At 43.1% G+C, this 18,301-nt stretch carries 23 protein-coding genes; all 23 read right to left on the bottom strand.

Annotated features, from left to right (window positions below):
- Nucleotides 1–11: 11 nt before the first annotated feature.
- The 23 genes from fliP to xerC all read right to left on the bottom strand — a co-directional run bounded on the left by fliP (nt 12) and on the right by xerC (nt 18,261).
- Nucleotides 12–677: a flagellar type III secretion system pore protein FliP gene (gene fliP / locus AT864_RS05700; protein ID WP_044746130.1), complete on the bottom strand. Its 666-nt coding sequence runs from the start codon at nt 675–677 to the stop codon at nt 12–14.
- Nucleotides 670–1,347, bottom strand: a complete 678-nt coding sequence (gene fliZ / locus AT864_RS05695; protein WP_044746131.1) for a flagella biosynthesis regulatory protein FliZ — start codon at nt 1,345–1,347, stop codon at nt 670–672. Before fliZ ends, fliP begins: the two co-directional genes overlap by 8 nt.
- Nucleotides 1,348–1,367: 20 nt before the next feature.
- Nucleotides 1,368–1,727 (bottom strand): response regulator, encoded by a 360-nt coding sequence (locus tag AT864_RS05690; protein ID WP_044746132.1) that lies wholly within the window; start codon nt 1,725–1,727, stop codon nt 1,368–1,370.
- A gap of 18 nt (nt 1,728–1,745) precedes the next feature.
- The gene (gene fliY / locus AT864_RS05685) at nt 1,746–2,957 is read right to left on the bottom strand and encodes a flagellar motor switch phosphatase FliY (RefSeq protein WP_044746133.1); all 1,212 of its coding nucleotides are present in this window, start codon (nt 2,955–2,957) and stop codon (nt 1,746–1,748) included.
- The gene (gene fliM / locus AT864_RS05680; RefSeq protein ID WP_044746134.1) at nt 2,947–3,948 is read right to left on the bottom strand and encodes a flagellar motor switch protein FliM; all 1,002 of its coding nucleotides are present in this window, start codon (nt 3,946–3,948) and stop codon (nt 2,947–2,949) included. Before fliM ends, fliY begins: the two co-directional genes overlap by 11 nt.
- A 22-nt stretch (nt 3,949–3,970) precedes the next feature.
- Nucleotides 3,971–4,393 carry a flagellar basal body-associated protein FliL gene (gene fliL, locus AT864_RS05675; protein ID WP_044746135.1) on the bottom strand — a complete coding sequence of 141 codons (423 nt, stop codon included), beginning with the start codon at nt 4,391–4,393 and terminating at the stop codon, nt 3,971–3,973.
- Nucleotides 4,386–4,607, bottom strand: a complete 222-nt coding sequence (locus AT864_RS05670; RefSeq protein WP_044746136.1) for a flagellar FlbD family protein — start codon at nt 4,605–4,607, stop codon at nt 4,386–4,388. The genes fliL and AT864_RS05670 overlap by 8 nt, the downstream gene beginning before the upstream one ends.
- A gap of 44 nt (nt 4,608–4,651) precedes the next feature.
- Nucleotides 4,652–5,449 carry a flagellar basal body rod protein FlgG gene (flgG, locus tag AT864_RS05665; protein WP_066147260.1) on the bottom strand — a complete coding sequence of 266 codons (798 nt, stop codon included), beginning with the start codon at nt 5,447–5,449 and terminating at the stop codon, nt 4,652–4,654.
- Between the two features lie 31 nt (nt 5,450–5,480).
- Complete coding sequence (gene flgD / locus AT864_RS05660) at nt 5,481–5,924, bottom strand: flagellar hook assembly protein FlgD (protein ID WP_066147258.1); 444 nt, start codon at nt 5,922–5,924, stop codon at nt 5,481–5,483.
- Between the two features lie 12 nt (nt 5,925–5,936).
- Entirely contained in the window at nt 5,937–7,196 is a 1,260-nt protein-coding gene (locus tag AT864_RS05655) for a flagellar hook-length control protein FliK (protein WP_066147256.1), read from the bottom strand.
- A gap of 16 nt (nt 7,197–7,212) precedes the next feature.
- Nucleotides 7,213–7,830: a MotE family protein gene (locus AT864_RS05650; protein WP_066147254.1), complete on the bottom strand. Its 618-nt coding sequence runs from the start codon at nt 7,828–7,830 to the stop codon at nt 7,213–7,215.
- Between the two features lie 8 nt (nt 7,831–7,838).
- Nucleotides 7,839–8,282: a flagellar export protein FliJ gene (gene fliJ / locus AT864_RS05645; RefSeq protein ID WP_066147252.1), complete on the bottom strand. Its 444-nt coding sequence runs from the start codon at nt 8,280–8,282 to the stop codon at nt 7,839–7,841.
- Nucleotides 8,283–8,289: 7 nt separating this feature from the next.
- Complete coding sequence (gene fliI / locus AT864_RS05640) at nt 8,290–9,606, bottom strand: flagellar protein export ATPase FliI (protein WP_044746142.1); 1,317 nt, start codon at nt 9,604–9,606, stop codon at nt 8,290–8,292.
- A 4-nt stretch (nt 9,607–9,610) separates the two neighbouring features.
- Entirely contained in the window at nt 9,611–10,381 is a 771-nt protein-coding gene (gene fliH, locus AT864_RS05635; protein WP_066147251.1) for a flagellar assembly protein FliH, read from the bottom strand.
- Nucleotides 10,365–11,384 (bottom strand): flagellar motor switch protein FliG, encoded by a 1,020-nt coding sequence (gene fliG / locus AT864_RS05630; protein WP_044746144.1) that lies wholly within the window; start codon nt 11,382–11,384, stop codon nt 10,365–10,367. Before fliG ends, fliH begins: the two co-directional genes overlap by 17 nt.
- A gap of 11 nt (nt 11,385–11,395) precedes the next feature.
- The gene (fliF, locus tag AT864_RS05625; RefSeq protein WP_066147249.1) at nt 11,396–12,982 is read right to left on the bottom strand and encodes a flagellar basal-body MS-ring/collar protein FliF; all 1,587 of its coding nucleotides are present in this window, start codon (nt 12,980–12,982) and stop codon (nt 11,396–11,398) included.
- 56 nt (nt 12,983–13,038) lie between these two features.
- The gene (gene fliE, locus AT864_RS05620) at nt 13,039–13,332 is read right to left on the bottom strand and encodes a flagellar hook-basal body complex protein FliE (protein WP_044746146.1); all 294 of its coding nucleotides are present in this window, start codon (nt 13,330–13,332) and stop codon (nt 13,039–13,041) included.
- Nucleotides 13,333–13,345: 13 nt separating this feature from the next.
- Entirely contained in the window at nt 13,346–13,798 is a 453-nt protein-coding gene (gene flgC, locus AT864_RS05615; RefSeq protein WP_044746147.1) for a flagellar basal body rod protein FlgC, read from the bottom strand.
- Nucleotides 13,799–13,801: 3 nt separating this feature from the next.
- Nucleotides 13,802–14,194 carry a flagellar basal body rod protein FlgB gene (flgB, locus tag AT864_RS05610; protein WP_066147247.1) on the bottom strand — a complete coding sequence of 131 codons (393 nt, stop codon included), beginning with the start codon at nt 14,192–14,194 and terminating at the stop codon, nt 13,802–13,804.
- 385 nt (nt 14,195–14,579) lie between these two features.
- On the bottom strand, nt 14,580–15,359 hold the full coding sequence (gene codY, locus AT864_RS05605) for a GTP-sensing pleiotropic transcriptional regulator CodY (RefSeq protein ID WP_044746149.1): 780 nt from the start codon (nt 15,357–15,359) through the stop codon (nt 14,580–14,582).
- Nucleotides 15,360–15,386: 27 nt separating this feature from the next.
- The gene (gene hslU / locus AT864_RS05600) at nt 15,387–16,778 is read right to left on the bottom strand and encodes an HslU--HslV peptidase ATPase subunit (protein ID WP_369815491.1); all 1,392 of its coding nucleotides are present in this window, start codon (nt 16,776–16,778) and stop codon (nt 15,387–15,389) included.
- Between the two features lie 15 nt (nt 16,779–16,793).
- On the bottom strand, nt 16,794–17,336 hold the full coding sequence (hslV, locus tag AT864_RS05595) for an ATP-dependent protease subunit HslV (protein ID WP_066147245.1): 543 nt from the start codon (nt 17,334–17,336) through the stop codon (nt 16,794–16,796).
- Between the two features lie 22 nt (nt 17,337–17,358).
- Nucleotides 17,359–18,261, bottom strand: a complete 903-nt coding sequence (xerC, locus tag AT864_RS05590) for a tyrosine recombinase XerC (protein WP_066147243.1) — start codon at nt 18,259–18,261, stop codon at nt 17,359–17,361.
- Nucleotides 18,262–18,301: the final 40 nt, after the last annotated feature.

Here is an 18,301-nt window from a genome sequence, read left to right as displayed (position 1 = left end):
CTACTTTATTTTTAGAAGCTTTCCAATAATGACTTCACCACTAAATACCAGCCATCAACAAGAACAAACAATAAAATTTTAAACGGCAGTGAAATCATCACCGGTGGAAGCATCATCATCCCCATCGACATCAGCACGCTTGCCACGACCATATCAATCACTAAAAATGGAATAAAAATCATAAATCCCATCTGGAAGGCCGTTTTTATTTCACTGATCGCAAACGCAGGCACAAGAGTTGTTAATGGAATATCTTGAACATTTTTCGGTTTGGATGCACCGCTATATGATAAAAATAATGCCAAATCCTTTTGCCGCGTATGCTCGCTCATAAACTCTTTAATCGGCACAGAAGCCCGTTCATATGCTTGCTCTAAATTGATTTTTTGCGCAAACAGCGGCTGAAGCGCTTGATCGTTTACTTGCTTAAACGTCGGCGCCATAATAAAAAAGGTCAAAAAGAGCGCCAATCCAAGCAACACCTGATTGGGCGGCATCTGTTGCGTCCCCAGCGAAGTGCGGACAAACGATAAAACAATGATAATGCGGGTAAAGCATGTCATCATGATTAAAATGCCCGGGGCAATCGACAGCACCGTCAGCAATAACAAAAGTTTGACAGACATTGAGACGTTTTCAGGAGCAACTTGATTAAAAAACTGCATAAATTCATTCATCGGACGTTGTTCCCTTCTGTTCAATCTGCTTTAACAGCTTTTGGCGTTCACGAGCCACTTCTTGCATTTGTTTAGCAAATAACTCACGAAACGATGATTCCCCGGAAGGAGAAGATTCTTTTTTTCTTATCAGACGATTCCACAGCTGAAAAATCTTCGCGTTTGGCTCCAGCAATTGCTGCAATGATTGATTGTGTAGAGATAATAGCTCCTTGATTTCTTTTTCATCCTCAATCTCCTGCAATAGCTGAACAGATTCTCCAACCCCGACCACTAAAATGCGTTTGCCAATTTTTATCACTTGCACTGAACGATTGGTGCCAACGCTTGTTCCGCCAAGATTCTCAATTAAACCGCCACGGCTGGATAGTAAACGCCCGCGCTGATTCATAAATCGCAATAGCCCATAAATAAGCAAAAGAACAAATAGTGTAGCAAAAATGAGCTTAAACACATCCCATACCGTAATAGGGGATGCTGCCGCTGCTTGCGATGATGGTTTGCCTGCGCCGCTCGATTCGGCAGGCTGCTTGTCCTCTTGACATTTTTCCGGATGCTCCAAGCATTGCTTCACAGTCGGAGATTGCTCCGCAAATACAGGCGCTCCTGTTTGCGAAGCAATCATAGCAGTAAACCATACAAACAATAACATGACTCGAACTCGAAACAAATTCGTTCCACCTCTTGCGCTTAGCCCAGCGTTTTATTAATGGCTTCAATGACGCGATCCGCTTGGAACGGCTTGACGATAAAGTCTTTAGCACCAGCTTGAATGGCATCAATGACCATCGCTTGTTGTCCCATAGCCGAGCACATAATCACTTTCGCATTGCCGTCAATTTTTTTAATTTCCTTCAATGCTGTAATTCCGTCCATTTCTGGCATCGTGATATCCATTGTCACAAGATCTGGGCGCGTTTCTTTGTACTTTTCTACCGCTTGAAGTCCGTCTGCCGCTTCCGCTACCACCTCGTGTCCATTTTTCGTTAAAATATCTTTAATCATCATTCTCATAAATGCTGCATCATCTACAATTAATATTTTGGCCATTTCCAACTACCTCCTACATTATCTTAAATTTTTTAAGCGGTCACTTTGACTAATGATATCTGTCACGCGTACGCCAAAATTCTCATCAATAACAACGACCTCACCCTTGGCGATGAGTTTGTTATTGACTAGTATATCTACCGGCTCGCCTGCCAGCTTATCCAGCTCAATAATGGATCCGGAGGAAAGATTTAAAATATCTTGTACCGACCGCTTCGTCCGGCCTAGCTCGACGGTGACTTGCAGCGGGATATCAAGAAGCATGTTTAAATTCCGCGCTTCGGCTTCTGCCAACGGCGCTGGCTCAAAGCTTGCGAAATCAGCAGGCTGAACCTGACGCTGTCCAGCCGATGCATATGTGCCAAAATGGTTGGGCGCATACGCTGCCGGCTGTGCCGCATGCGGATAAGGCTGAGCGATCTCTGGTTGAGCCGATGCAGCCGGCTGATCATATGCAGATCCTGGCAGTTGAGAAGATCCCGCAGCTGATGGTGACACAACGCTGCTGGCCGGAGCTGTTTTCGTCTCGATTTTATCGGATACCGACTCACTGGAGCTAGACATTTGCAATAAATTTTGCACTAACTCCTTAGCAAAATCAATCGGTAATAGCTGCATAATATTTGAATCAATTAACGTTCCTATTTTCAAACGGAACGATACCTTCACTAGAACGCTTTCTGGCGGTAAATACTCAAGCCCCTCTCCCTCTTTAATATCTAGCAAATGAAGGCTTGGTGGAGAAATATCTACTTTTTTCCCAAAAATCGTGGACATAGAGGTGGCCGCTGACCCCATCATTTGATTCATCGCTTCCTGCACAGCACTTAATTGGATTTCTCCTAATAAATCCATCGGGTTTTGCCCGTTTCCGCCTAGCATAAGATCCGCAATAATCGCCGCATCTGATTGCTTAATGACAAGCAAATTCGTTCCTAAAAAACCCTCTGTATAATTGACTTGAATCGCCACGTACGGATGCGGAAATTCATTTTCGACATCCTCGCGATGAATGATGGACACGTTGGGTGTCGTAATTTCCACCTTTTGATTTAATAAAACGGAAAGAGCCGTTGCAGAGCTGCCAAACGAGATATTCCCAATTTCCCCCAAAGCGTCTTGTTCCATTGTTGAGAGTACCTCATCAATCGTTGGAGAGTCATTGGCTCCATCCGCTCCGCGCAACAAGGCATCAATTTCATCTTGGGATAACATATCATCACTCATCATTGTTGTCTTCTCCCCCTTTCAATGTATCTAACACTTGCACTGCCAATCGCTTGTTGACTTTTCCTGGCTGACCGATAAATTTCGGAACATCCCCTATTTTAATGATTAAAGGCTGCTGGATCATTTGATCTAATTGAATCACATCCCCAACATCAAGCTGCAAAAATTCCTGGATTGTAATCATCGCCTTCCCTAGCTCAGCAATGACCGGGATTTTGGCGATTTTAATTCCTTGCTCAAGCGATGTTACCTCTTCAGGCACTCTGTCTTTTTTTTGCGTCTGCATCCAATAATGCACAGACAGGCGAGGAATAATGGGCTCAAGCACAACATGTGGAATACAAATATTGATCATTCCGCTCGTTTCAGCAATTTGCGTATTAAGTGAAATCACCACCACTGTTTCATTCGGCGAAACCATTTGCAAAAATTGAGGATTCACCTCAAACTCCGCTAAAATCGGATCGATCTCGATAATGGATTCCCATGCATCCCGCAAATGACTGAACGCTTTTTCGAACAAATTAGACATAATCCGCATTTCAATCTCTGTCAAATTGTCCACTTTATTAATACTTGTCCCGCGTCCCCCCATGACACGATCAAGCATGGCGTAAGCAACATTTGGATTGACTTCCATGACGATATGCCCGTCTAGCGGCGGCACCTCAAAAACGTTTAAAATCGTCATTTTAGGAATGGAACGAATAAATTCTTCATATGGAATTTGATCGGCTGATGCCACCGAAATTTGTACATATGTCCGCAGCTGAGCGGAAAAAAAGGTGGTTAATAATCTTGCAAAATTTTCATGAATGCGCGTAAGGCTACGTATTTGATCTTTGGAGAAGCGAAGGGCGCGTTTAAAGTCGTATACTTTTACCCGTTTGTCCTCTTCTTCTTTTTTTAGCTCCTCCGCATCCATTTCTCCCGTTGATAGCGCCGCCAAAAGGGCATCGATTTCACTTTGTGATAGTACTTCGCCAGACACTGTTTTCACCTCCTAGCCCAAGTTATTGGAGGATGAAGGAAGTAATATAAACTTGCTCCACTTTTCCATCTTGCATAATTTGATTGATTTTCTCTTTTAATCGAGCCTTCAAATGGGTTTTTCCTTGCTCTCCGTTAAAATCCGCCGGTTTCATTTGCGATAGCTGTTCAATAATGATATCTTTCATTTGGAAATCCCGCTTCTCCGCCTCTGCTTTTGCGTCTTCATTGTTCATTTGAATTTTAAAGGAGATTTTAATAAAGCTTCCATCTGCTAGATTGGTTGTAATTTCCGGTACGTCGACAGAGCTTTCTAAAATTTCATCTGCTGTCGGCGCCGTTTGTTGTTTATCGCCTGTAAATTTAAAGATGATGACTAAAGCCACAGCGGCGACTAACGTAATCGTCACCAATATCATCAATGTCACTTTCCATAGCTTACTCATGGTCCTGCCCCTCCACATTTTTAGAAACCCCTAAAATCGAAATTTGCTGATAAAATTCTTTTACCAGCTCTACTACCTCTTTTTCCGACTCACGGACAACAAATTTTTTACCATTCGTCAGCGTAATCGTTGTATCCGGAAAAGCTTCGATTTGTTCTATGTATATCGCATTTAAGGTAAACGATTTTCCATTCAGCCGCGTTAATGTGATCATATGTATTGGGGCACTAGACAGAGCCTAGTGCCCTCCCCCCTTAATTATTTCTTTAGATTGACAAGCTCTTGCAAAATCTCATCCGATGTTGTAATAATGCGTGTATTCGCTTGAAATCCGCGCTGCGCGACAATCATTTCCGTAAACTCTTCCGATAGATCGACATTGGACATTTCAAGCGCACCAGGAACAATTTTGCCTGCTCCGCCTACTCCCGGAGAAGTTAACGTCTCCGCACCAGAGTTCGTTGTTGAGCGGAAAAGATTGTCTCCAACCTTCTCTAATCCATCGTTATTTGCAAATTTCGCTAATTCAATTCGACCAGCAACCTGCAAAGTTCCTGTGTTATCGACGTAGTTTACTGTGCCATCTGAACCAATACTAAGACTTTGCGCTGTTGTTGGGATTTGAATGCGAGTGTTACCATTGCCGAGCAAGTAACGTCCATCAGCGCTAACAATATAGCCTTGAGAATCAAGATAAAAATTTCCTGCTCTTGTGTATAGTCTGTTATTTCCAGAGTTATCACCTAAAACAAAGAATCCATCTCCTGAAATGGCCAAATCAAGCACACGAGCAGTAGTTTGCAAACTTCCTTGCGTCTGAACAGTATCAATTGCCGCAAGCTGCGCCCCTAATCCGACTTGTTTTGGATTCACCCCGCCGTTGTTCGCTGTTGGAGCACTTGCACCCGCGATTTGTTGACTAACTAAATCTTTAAAAATGGTACGGCCCTTCTTAAACCCATACGTATTCACATTCGCAATATTGTTTCCGATCACATCTAATTTCACTTGGAAGTTTTTCATTCCGCTAATTCCAGAATACATTGAACGAAGCATATAATCCCTCTCCCTTGTTCAGATTTATCCATTATGGAGTTTCTACTTTGATAATTTGCTTGTTGGAAATCTCCTGACCATTATCAAGCTCTAAAAAGATTTCATTGTTTCTTTGGGAAACTGATTTCACCATACCGCTCGCTGGATTTTCCGACGTATCGGCCTCATCGCTGGTATCCATCCAATACACTTTTTTGCCTATCATTTCACTATAAAGCAAAATCGCGTTATCGCTTTGCATTTGCATAAATCCTTGCATGGCAGCTGCCAGATTCGTGATTTGCTCCAGCGTGGAGAAATTGGCCATTTGCGCAATAAACTCTTTATCCTCCATTGGATTTAATGGATCTTGATTTTGCAGCTGAACCAGCAAAATTTTTAAAAAATCGTCTTTGCCAAGAACACTGTCTCCCGTCTGCCGCTCCGGAGGCGTATAATTGCTTAACAATAAGTTGGGATCAATGGTATTTGCCATCTTTGACCGCTCCTATGCTTCAATATTTAACAATTCATGAAGAAAAGACTCCTGAAATGGAAGCTCCTTGTCTTGCTCAAACGGCTGGCGCTGTTCTTGATCAGGTTGTCCCTCTCTGTTTCGCTCGTGCTGACTGAATGATTGTTCATAAGAAGGCAACGGTGAGTGTGCGCGCACATCAAATTGCTCGATTGTAACGTGCTGAGCTGGTATCACATGAGCCATTTGCTGGATGTTTGCTTCCATTAGTTCTTTTGCCGAACGGCTTGAGGCGATGATTTTCGCCATCATCTGTCCGTTTTCCTGAACAAGCTTTACTGTCAACGTTCCTAAATGTTCTGGATGAAGGCGAATCACAAGCTGTGATTGTCCATTTCCTAAATTGGTGAATTTACTCGATTTTATAATACTTGTAAATTGCCGGATTAGTTGCTCGCTGCTACCATTAGCCGAGGTGTTCTCAGACAGTGAAATGACCGGCTCTGTATTTTGCGAAAACAGCGTTGGTTGAGCCTGATTGAAAAACGGCTGAGCCATTGTTTGAACATCCCCCTGCTTGTGATTCGCGGCTTTCGTTAACCGAGCCAGCGAATCCGGGTGATATCCGGCAGTCGAGCTGAAGGCTGAAGAAAAGCTGCTAGGTGGAAAGGTCAGCTGATGTGGATAGCTCCCGTTTCGATAGGTGTTGACAGCTGCGGCTGCTCCTCCATTGAAAAGCGCCGAAAAACGGCCATTCCGAGGATCACTGCTCGCTTGCTGAGCCTTTTTGTTTTGCAAGAAATTTACCAATGTTTCTACATTGATCATTGGTCCCAACTCATCGCGATTTGGCTGCAATGACAGCCATTCCTCCAATAACGATATTGGCTCTGCGCCCTGCGCGCTATTGTTCTGCATCCATGTCATTTGTTCTGAGAGCATTTGTTTTATCCATGCAGCCGTTTGCGGAACGCTGGATGGCTGAAGAGAAGCTGGGTTTGTTTCAAACTGCTCATGCAACGTCTGCTGCATATCAGCCGGCAGCAGCAGCAAGAGCAAATCCACCCATTTGGTCAACAGATCGTCTTGGTGTTCATTTCGTTCTATATGGTCTTTTGTTGCCATCTCATTTGCTTTCATGCTGGAATCTGCAGAATCAAACGTCGCCGATTGAAGCAGCTGCTGAAATAAACTTCCTTCTTGTGTTTGTCCTTTTGCGTTCAACGTTTGTGCCTTATCCCCAGAAACCGAAGAAGACGGAAAAAGCGATTGAGTATAAGTGCCAATTCTCATGATCTCCCCTCCTTTCCTAATTATTAGCCGCTTGGGCTGCTTTCGTTAGTAGCGCCGTATATTTAGCTGCTTCTTCCGGAGACATTTTTTCCAGAATAGCAGCGGCCTTCTCGCTGCCTAATATCGCAAGAATGTTAAGCGCCTCCTGATCCGACATTTTCGGAATGATGGCGGCGGCATTTTTCGGTGACATTTCTCCATACATTTGAGCAACATCTTGAACAGTGAGTTTTTTTGCTTCGGTTGTTGGTGATGTGTCGGTCTGCTGCTGGGATTCCAGTTGGGCATTTAACCGTTCAATTTCTTTCTTTAGTGCTTCAATTTCACTCTGTTTATTTTTGACTTCGGTTTCAAGCTTTTTCACTTGTGCCGTTTTTTCTTCGAGCGTAGCTTGCTTCTCCAACATATTCTCCTTTAAAGCCTGCTCAGATGATGGCTGCTTGCTACCGACTAACTGTGAAATCCCTGGAAGATCAGCACCGTACTTTTTGGCGATGTCAAACACATTCACTCCTGCAATCGTGGTAATAATCAGTGCCAATGTGATTGTAAACAATAATGGGATGATGATGACAAACAAGAACCATTGCAGCTTGCTTACTTTTTCTTCTTTTTCCATTTCTTGCTCCTTCATCGTCTCACCTAATTTCTGCGATTCACAAATTGTTGAATTGAGATTTCATCCATCCAGTGATTTTCCATAGTTTGAATAGCTTGAAGCACAGCTGCTATATGCTTGTCTTTCATTTTTTCATATTTTTTTACTTCAATATTCGCTTCAGCTACCTTTGTTTGCTTGAGAAACATTTGCTCACGCGTTTCGATCACAAGCTGCTGATAATGAGAAATGGTGCGCTCCAAATTCATGACAAATTGCCGAAAATGACGAATGTCTTGAATGGGCAATCCATTTTTTAATTTTTGCTTGTACATTTCCTCGTAATCTTCTTTTTGCTTCAGAAAATGGTACAGCTTTTCCGCTGCTTCTTCAAAGCGCTTCACCGCTTCGTTATATTCTCCTAGCGCTCTCTCTTTTTCTTTTTCTCTAATGGTCAATATTTTTTCAAATTTAAACACATGCTCCATGTTTTATTCACCCCGAATGTACAAGCTGAAGCAGTTCTTGAATGCTCTCTTCTTTTGTCAATTTTTCGTGAGTATCTTGTTTTAAAAATGCAAGCAGCTTTGGATAGTAGCGAATGGCTTCGTCAATGTCTTTAGAAGAACCTCTTTTATACGCACCGATATTAATTAAATCTTCCGCGTTTATATAGGTTGAAAGAAGATGACGGAATCGTTCAGCTGCCGCTTTATGCTCTGGCCCAATAATATAATTCATGACACGGCTGATGCTTTTCAAAACATTAATAGCTGGATACTGGCCTTTATTCGCCAAGCTTCTCTCAAGAACAAAATGCCCATCTAAAATTCCTCGGACCGTATCAGCAATCGGTTCATTCATATCGTCACCATCTACTAAAACCGTATAAAAAGCCGTAATGGTTCCGTGTTCATTTGTTCCTGTCCGTTCCAGCAATTTGGGCAAAATGGCAAAAACAGAAGGAGTATAGCCCTTGGTTGTCGGCGGCTCACCGATCGCTAGTCCCACTTCCCGCTGCGCCATGGCCACACGTGTCACGGAATCCATCATCAGCATGACATTCATTCCCCTATTGCGAAAATATTCGGCAATAGCCGTTGCGGTATAGGCGCCTTTAATTCTCATAAGCGCAGGCTGATCTGATGTCGCAACCACCACAACGGAACGAGCCAAGCCTTCAGGGCCGAGATCTCGTTCGATAAACTCCCGCACTTCACGTCCCCGTTCGCCAATAAGCGCAATCACATTTAGGTCTGCGTTTGTGTTGCGGGCAATCATCCCAAGAAGTGTACTCTTGCCTACTCCTGAACCAGCAAATATGCCCACACGCTGTCCTTTTCCTACTGTCAGCAAGCTATCGATCAATCTGACTCCTACTTCCACCGGTTCATCAATCGGCGGTCTTGACAGCGGATTAGGCGGCTCTTGCTCAATCGAAATGGAGCGCAGCCCTTTAGGGAGAAGGCTACCATCAAGAGGCTGGCCAAGCGAATCAAGAACCTTGCCGATTAGATCCATTCCCGCTTTTATTTGCAGCGGCTGGCCTGTCGCTTCCACTATGCATCCCGGCGAAATATCTTGAACGGTTGAAAAAGGCATTAAAAGCACATGCTGTTCGCGAAATCCTACCACCTCAGCAGCAATCTTCTGCTTCTTTCTTCCTCCGCCCACATGAATAAAGCAAACATCGCCAATGGAGCTTTCAGGACCTTTTGATTCAATCATTAATCCAATCACGCGCGTTACTTTACCAAATCGCTTATACGAATCAATGGTTTCGATCTCTTGAAAAAGAGCTGGCCAATTCAAAAAATTACTCCTCCTCAAGCCACTTAAGCAGCTTTTGTTTGATTTGTTGGAATTGAGTGTCAACACTTGCATCAATGCGGCCAAAAGGCGTTTCAATCATGCAGCCGCCCTCTGCTAACCGTTCGTCAGGATAAATAAAAATGTCTACTGGCTGACTAAAAATCGCCCTTAATTCATCCTTTTGCTGAACAAGTGTTTGATAATGCAATGGATGAACATATAGCTTCACTTCTGATTGTTCCCTAACCTCCTTGATCGCTCTTTGCACAAGATGAAGGAAGGAATCGTGATTTTCCGCCAGCTTTTCCCCCAATATTCGCTCCGCTACCTTTAAGCCGATCAACAGGATGGTTTCTTTTGATGATTCAATTTGTTCATAAAACTGTTGGTTGGTTGTTTGCACGATGTTTCTTGCTTCATTCATTAATTCTTGAAAAGCATGAAGCGCTTCATTTTTTCCTTGACTATATCCGGCTTCATATCCTTCTTGTTGCGCTGCCGCCATAAGCCGCTGTTTTTCGGCCAACCAATTTTCCTTCTCTTGCCATATGTTTTCTTTCAAAGACTGGCAATATTGTTCTGCTTCTTGCTTCATCAGCTTCGCTTCTTCCTTTGCTTGCTCAATGATGAACTGAGCGTGAGCATGTCCATCTATTTCTTGCGAAACGGCTGAGGCTGCTGGCTGCGGAAAATAATGCTTCACTTCAATTACTTTTTTGCTGCCATGGGACGTTGTTGTAAAAGGAGCTTTGATCACATTAGACAATAATATCATCTCCTCCGCCGCGCGCTACAACGATTTCTCCAGCTTCTTCAAGACGGCGAATGACCGCAACAATACGCGATTGTGCTTCCTCCACATCGCGGAGGCGAACCGGTCCCATAAACTCCATCTCCTCTTTGAAGGTTTCCGCCATACGCGTCGACATATTGCGAAAGACGATTTCTTTCACTTCATCACTTGAAACTTTCAGTGCCAGCATTAAATCATTGTTATCAACTTCACGAATGACACGCTGAATCGCACGGTTATCAAGGGTAACAATATCTTCGAAGACAAACATTCGTTTCTTGATTTCTTCTGCAAGCTCTGGATCTTGAATTTCAAGCGCATCTAAAATCGTTCTTTCCGTGCTTCGGTCTACACCGTTTAAAACTTCCACCACCGCTTCGATGCCACCTGTTTGCGTGTAATCTTGGACAACGGTCGTTGAAAGCTTCCGTTCTAAAATTTGCTCAACTTCGTTGATCACCTCAGGCGACGTACTGTCCATCAGCGCAATTCGGCGCGCGATATCCGCCTGCATTTCCTGCGGCAGCGACGACAGAATCTGGCCAGCTTGCGCCGGATCTAAATAGGAAAGCACAAGAGCGATCGTCTGTGGATGTTCATTTTGAATAAAGTTCAACAGCTGAGCCGGATCGGCTTTGCGAGCAAAGTCAAACGGCCGCACCATTAAAGCGGATGTTAAACGGTTAATAATGTTCAGCGCTTTTTCCGAGCCAAGCGCTTTTTCAAGTACTTCTTTCGCGTAAGCAATGCCGCCTTGAGCAATATAATCCTGCGCTAAAGCAATTTGATGAAACTCCTCCAGCACTTCCTCTTTTTCTTGCGTCGCTACTTGGCGAACATTAGAAATCTCAAGTGTGAGCTTTTCAATTTCTTCCTCCGATAAATGCTTATAGACAGATGCTGATACATCTGGTCCAAGAGAAATGAGGAGTATGGCAGCTTTCTGTTTGCCTGTTAATTCTCCTTTTCTCTCTTTTTTGGCCATCTTCATTCCTCCTAGTCCTCAGCCAACCACGTTCTTAGCAATTGAGCAAATTCATCCGGCTTCTCTCGTGCCAATTTTTCAAGCTGCTTGCGTCGAATTGTCACTTCTGTTTCCCGTTCCTCCGTCACATCAGGAAGATCGGATAAAGGAGGCTGTTCAATAAAGTCTTCCTCTTCTTCCTCCACCCTTTTCCGTCTGCGCAGCAAGAAGTAAATCAGTAAGCCGATAATAGCAGCAGCACCAATTCCCCCTGCAATATACGCCCATGTCGGAATGGTTGGCTGCGGCTGTGCAAAATCGGTTTTCCCATTAAATTTTTGCACAGATACGACGATGCGGTTTTGGATATCTTGATCGCTTAACGTTTGACCATCCTGCTTATCAATCGAAGTTCGAACGATCGTACCTAAAATCTTCTGAATATCATCAATGGTTTGCTGCGATAAAGAGTTAGGATTTTGGGGATTTGGTGGTTCAACCATCACTTGGATCCCTAAATCTCTTACTTTGTATGGACTTTCAACAATATTCTTTTTAATTCTGTTTACTTCATTATTGATCGTTTCTTCTGTTTTTTCATAATCGCCATTTGAGCCGTCAGTTGCTGCTTGATAGCCTGGAATGTCATTTTCACCGGTCCCGGCCACTCCTCCTGGTTGGGCACCTTGTCCAGAATAAGTTTCTCTAATCCGCTGCACACTGACAGCAATTCCTTCATTGTTTTGCTCATCAACCGGAGTCACTAAATTTTCCTCACGGTTCTCCTGCGTAAAATCAACATCCGCTGTAACCGATACAACCACTTTGTCTTGTCCCATCATCGTGCCTAACATTTGTTGGACTTGTCGCTGGATATCGCGTTCAATTTGCTTTTTGATTTCGTTTTGCTGCGTAAACGCCGTAGCTGTCGAATTTTCTTCATTATTTTTTAGATCAAAATACTGAAAATATTGATTCATCATGACGATATTATCAGTAGGAAGATTCGGAACACTTTTTGACACGAGATGATAGAGCGCTCTAACTTGCTCATCCGTAAATTTGTATCCTGGCTTTGTTTTAAGAACGACTGAAGCGGACGCCTCTCCTTGATCCTCTGACGCAAATACGGACTGCTGGGGAAGATTAATCATGACTTTGGCATCCTCGACCCCGTCAATATTTTTAATCAGATTGGCCAATTCTGTTTGCATCGCTTTGAGTTTTACTACATTAAATTCGTTATCTGTCATCCCAAAGCTTGCATTTTTTCCAAAAAAGGAGTAGTCGATGCTTCCGCTGTTCGGAATCCCTTCGGCCGCTAATTCCACCTTCAGTGTATTCGCCATTTTCTCCGGCACTTCAATCGTGGTTCCGTTATCGGTCACTTGGGAATCGATTCCCTTTTGATCGAGCGTCGCTTTAATTTGTCCAGCTTCCTGCGGCGAAAGGTTGCTATATAATGGTACAAAGCTCGTTCTTGTGGCAAAAAATGACGCAACCCCAACAATGACAAGAAAAAGAAGAAGAGCACCTAGCGCCATGGCTTTTTGAGCCTTCGTTCTCCCCCTCCAAAACGATGTGGATCGGTTGAGCCATTCTTTCACTCTTTCATTCATACATAATATTCCCCCGATTATTGCGATAATAGATTGCCAGTTCGTTAGCGCGTTGATTATACTTGCATTCTCATCATTTCTTGGTATGCCTCAACAGCTTTATTTCGGACTTCCACTGCTAACTGCAAAGAAATGCCGGCTTTTTGAGCAGCGATCATGACTTGATGCAGATCAACGTTTTCTCCTTTAACTAGCTTATCGGTTAGTTGGTCGGCTGCAACCTGCTGGTCGTTTACCTGCTGAATCGCATCTTTCAAAAAGTTAGCAAACGATTTTTGCACATCCGCTGCCTTTATAGACGAAGAGGGCGCTGCAGTCGAAAAAAAGCTGTTCTGTATCCCGTTAATCATTTTTTACTCTCCTTTATTTTCCGATTTCTAAAGCCTTGACTAACATGCCTTTTGTTGCATTGAACACTGTCACATTGGCTTCATAAGAACGGGTTGCGCTCATTAAATCTACCATTTCTTTTAGAGGATCGACATTTGGGAGCTGTACATATCCATCTTGGTTAGCATCCGGATTGGTCGGGTCGTAAACAAGCTTAAAAGGCGTTTCATCTTCGACGATTTTGGCGACCCTTACTCCCCCTCCAACCGACGCCTGTCCATCTATTGCCTTTTGAAGATAAGAAGAAAAACCGCCTTCATTCGGCTCCAATACGACCATCTTGCGTCGATATGGCTGCCATTGTCCGTCGACAAATTGGGCACGCGTTGTATCCACATTCGCCATATTGGAGGAAATGACATCCATCCGCAAACGCTGCGCCGTTAATGCAGAAGCCGTGGTATTTAGGCTTTGAAAAATGGACATACATTACTTCCCTCCTTTAATAACCGTTTTTAAAGAATTGAACTTCCCATTTAATCTCTCGATCAATGCGTTGTAATAAATTTGATTTTCCGCTAATTCCGACATTTCTCTATCTACATCGACACTGTTTCCATTATGATTGTATACCATATCACTTCTTGTCGTCACTAAAAAATTGCCAGTATTTTTACTAGCAAATGCAAAATGCTTCGGATTCGTTCGATAAGCTTCAAACGAAGACATAGCCTGATCTAGTTCGGTTTTAAAACGAACCTCCTTTGCTTTGTAATTTGGCGTATCGGCATTCGCAATGTTATTGGCAATCACCTTTTGCTTTAGCGACGCATAGTCCAATCCTTGCTCTAAGCGCGCAAATGTTGGTGAAAAGATTTCCAAGCGTAATCCCCTCTTTTTTTCTTTTTTCGACAATATTTGATATTCTATATTTTAAAATAACGCCTAAATGATGTATAGCCGGAATATTGTACTATTTTTTCATAGGAATTGATATTAGCTTGTATCGTTATTAAACATACGCACAATAGCGTAAATGCCTCTTTCCTTTCTTTTCATCTCTATAGATTCGGATTGAAAAATCGACATAAGCTAAACATGAATGTTGACTAAAAAACATGGAAGCGATGTTGTTCAATCGTCCGTCTGATCCTTACCTGCTTATTTGAAGAAGAAATATAGTTGCATTGGATTGCACTTCCGAAGCAAAATGGTTAGCTTCGTTCGAGATAGATAAAAAAGAGCTGCCAAAAAAGCAGCTCTTGCATTAGTTTGTTTTTAATTTTTCAAGCTCTGTTAAAAACTTATCGTTTAATACTTTAATATACGTTCCTTTCATACCAAGAGAACGAGATTCAATGACGCCTGCACTCTCAAGCTTGCGAAGCGCGTTGACAATGACCGAACGCGTAATGCCCACTCGGTCAGCGATTTTGCTGGCAACAAGCAGCCCCTCTGTTCCTTCTAACTCTTCAAAAATGTGCTCGATTGCCTCAAGCTCGCTGTAGGATAACGAGCTGATCGCCATTTGTACAACCGCTTTGCTTCTTGCTTCTTCTTCAATTTCTTCTGCTTTTTCACGCAAGATTTCCATACCAACGACAGTAGCTCCATATTCAGCCAAGATGAGATCATCATCCTCAAATTGGCGGTCAAGTCTGGACAAAATCAGCGTGCCCAGGCGTTCTCCCCCCCCATTAATCGGCACAATCGTCGTTAACCCGGTTTTAAATAAATCTCGGTTTTCTACTGGAAATGCCGTATATTCGCTGTTAATATCCAAATTAGGAGAGGTCTCCGTAATATTGAACAGACTATTGGTATATTCTTCTGGGAATTGGCGATCCTCAAGCATTTTTTTCATCCGCTCATTTTCAATCGATTGCTTAATCGCAAAGCCTAATAGCTTCCCACGGCGGCTGACGACAAAAATATTAGCTTCAATCACTTCGCAAAGAGTTTCTGCCATCTCTTTAAAGTTTACAGGCTTTCCGGCTGCTTTCTGTAACATCGCATTAATCGTTCGTGTTTTCTGTAACAAATTCATGATCTATATCCTCCTATTCAAATTCATTTACAAAATAAATTCGCTTAAGTCTTTATTTTTTACAATATTACCTAATTTTTGTTCAACATATTGCGGTGTAATTACCACTTTTTCTAGTGCAATATCAGGCGCTTCAAATGATAGATCCTCAAGCAGCTTCTCCAGAATTGTATGAAGCCGTCTTGCCCCGATATTGTCTGTTGTTTGATTGACTTCAAACGCCACTTCAGCAATCTTACGAATAGCATCGTCAGAAAATTCAAGTTGTATACCTTCTGTAGCAAGAAGAGCCATATATTGTTTAATCAGAGCATTGTCAGGCTCAATAAGAATCTTCACAAAATCATCTACCGTCAACTTGGATAGTTCTACCCGAATCGGGAAGCGCCCTTGCAACTCAGGAATCAAATCGGACGGCTTCGACATATGAAACGCTCCAGCAGCAATGAACAAAACATAGTCTGTTTTGACAGGACCATATTTTGTCATCACCGTTGAGCCTTCTACGATCGGTAAAATGTCGCGCTGCACCCCTTCACGTGATACATCGGCTGAAGAAGCGCTCTGGCCCTTTCTGGCAATTTTGTCGATTTCATCAATAAAAATAATACCAGACTGTTCTGCCAGCTGCACCGCCTCTTGTGTCACTTCATCCATATCGATCAGCTTTTGCGCTTCTTCATTGGTTAACACTTTTCGTGCTTCACTTACCTTCAATTTTCGTTTTTTGAGCCGTTTTGGCATCAAACTGCTTAAAGCATCCTGCATATTCATGCCCATCTGCTCAATGCCGGCCCCTTGCAAAAAATCAAAAACAGTCGTTTGCTGCTCTTCGATTTCCACCGTCACCAATTCGTCCTCAAGCTCACCATTGGCAAGCTGGGCAGCTACCTGTTTCCGTTTTTGCTCGATATGTTGGTCATCTTGGCCGTAAGTCGTCGAATCCTGCTGTGATGTTTGGCCGCCAAATAGCATCTCAAGCGGATTTTTGATCGTCTGCTTCGGTTTTCCAGGAACTAAAAGCTCGATGAGACGTTTATTGGCTTGCTGCTCAGCGCGATCTTTCACTTCATACATTTTCCGCTCTTTCACTAAACGAACAGATGTTTCAACAAGATCTCTCACCATAGACTCAACATCGCGTCCAACATAGCCAACCTCTGTAAACTTCGTTGCTTCCACTTTGACAAACGGCGCCCCGACAAGCTTAGCGATTCTTCTCGCAATCTCGGTTTTCCCTACTCCTGTGGGACCGATCATCAATATATTTTTAGGTACGATCTCGTCGCGCAGCTTTTCATCAAGCAAACTGCGCCGATAGCGATTTCTTAGCGCAACCGCGACTGCTTTTTTGGCTTCTTTTTGACCGACAATAAATTGATCCAGCTTTTCTACAATTTGTCGAGGTGTTAGGTTCATCATTTCTCCCCCTCGCTACAGTTCTTCCACAATAATGTGGCTATTGGTATACACGCAAATATCAGAAGCAATTTCTAAAGCGGCTTTGGCAATTTCCTTAGCCGTCATTTGTCCGCCCGCGTATTGCTTTAAGGCCCGACCAGCAGCAAGCGCGTAGTTTCCTCCTGAACCAATCGCTAAAACGCCATCATCCGGTTCGATCACTTCACCTGTTCCTGATACTAGAAGCAAATGGCGTTCGTCCATCACAATCAGCATCGCTTCCAGTCTTCTCAATATTTTATCGCTGCGCCATTCCTTCGCCAGTTCAACCGCCGCACGTTGCAAGTTCCCATTAAACTCTTCTAATTTCCCTTCGAACATTTCAAACAATGTGAACGCATCCGCAACGGAACCAGCAAATCCCGCTAATACTTTTCCGTTAAAAAGCTTCCGAACTTTTTTAGCTGTATGTTTCATGACCACCGCATTCCCAAAAGTCACTTGGCCATCTCCAGCCATGGCGCAGGCGCCGTTATGTTGAATCGCAAAAATTGTTGTAGCATGGAATTGCTCCATATAAACCCTCCTTTATGGAAGTCTAAGCACGCGGATGCGTGTGCAAATAAACGTGGCGGAGACGATCTTTCGTCACGTGCGTGTATACCTGCGTCGATGAAAGATGCGCATGTCCCAATAGCTCTTGAACGGTGCGCATATCCGCCCCTTCGTTAAGCAAATGGGTGGCAAATGTATGTCTGAATACGTGCGGGCTTACCTTTTGCGTTAATGCAGCCTTCTCCACAACTTCGTTCAAAATATAACGCACCCCTCGAGGTGTTAAAGGACTTCCCCGAAAGTTTAAAAACAAAGAATGATTCGCTGTTTTGCTTTTGGCTAAAAGCTCATTCCGCCCTTTTTGTACATACCGTTCCAGCGCTTGCTTCGCAAAACTACCGAATGGCACATAGCGCTGTTTGTTCCCTTTCCCGTAAATCAAAATGGTTGCAAGGGAAAAATCAATATCAGACAAGTGAATGTGACAACATTCACTAATACGGATGCCCGTCGCATAAAGCAGTTCAATTAACGCTTGATTTCGCTGACCAATCGCTGTATTTAAATCATTGACATGAAATAAGGCTTCTAATTCCTGTTCATATAAAAAACGGGGGATTTTTTGCTCTTTTTTCGGCAATGATGCGAGAGCAAACGGATTTTCCGTTACTTTCTTTTCCCTCATTAAAAATTTATAAAAACTTCGTAAGCTCGAAATCTTTCGGGAAATTGAACGGCTCAGCAGTTGTTCGGCATGCAGCTTCGTCAAATATAATCGAACATCGCTGTACGTTACCTCATCTAAACGTTCCAGCGCCTGTTCATGCATAAACTCGAAAAACTGCTCAATATCGCGTGTATAGCACGCAATAGTATATTGTGAATAGTTTTTTTCGATTTGTAAATATTCTACGAATAATTGTAACGAAATTTTCAAATTTTCCATTCTTAACACCTCACAAGGGCTACTAAATATTAACATAGAT

It is taken from the genome of Anoxybacillus sp. P3H1B (genome assembly GCF_001560855.1).
Taxonomy (GTDB): domain Bacteria; phylum Bacillota; class Bacilli; order Bacillales; family Anoxybacillaceae; genus Anoxybacteroides; species Anoxybacteroides rupiense.
The sequence above is the reverse complement of the archived record's forward strand: the minus strand, read 5'-3'. Positions and strand labels throughout refer to the sequence as shown.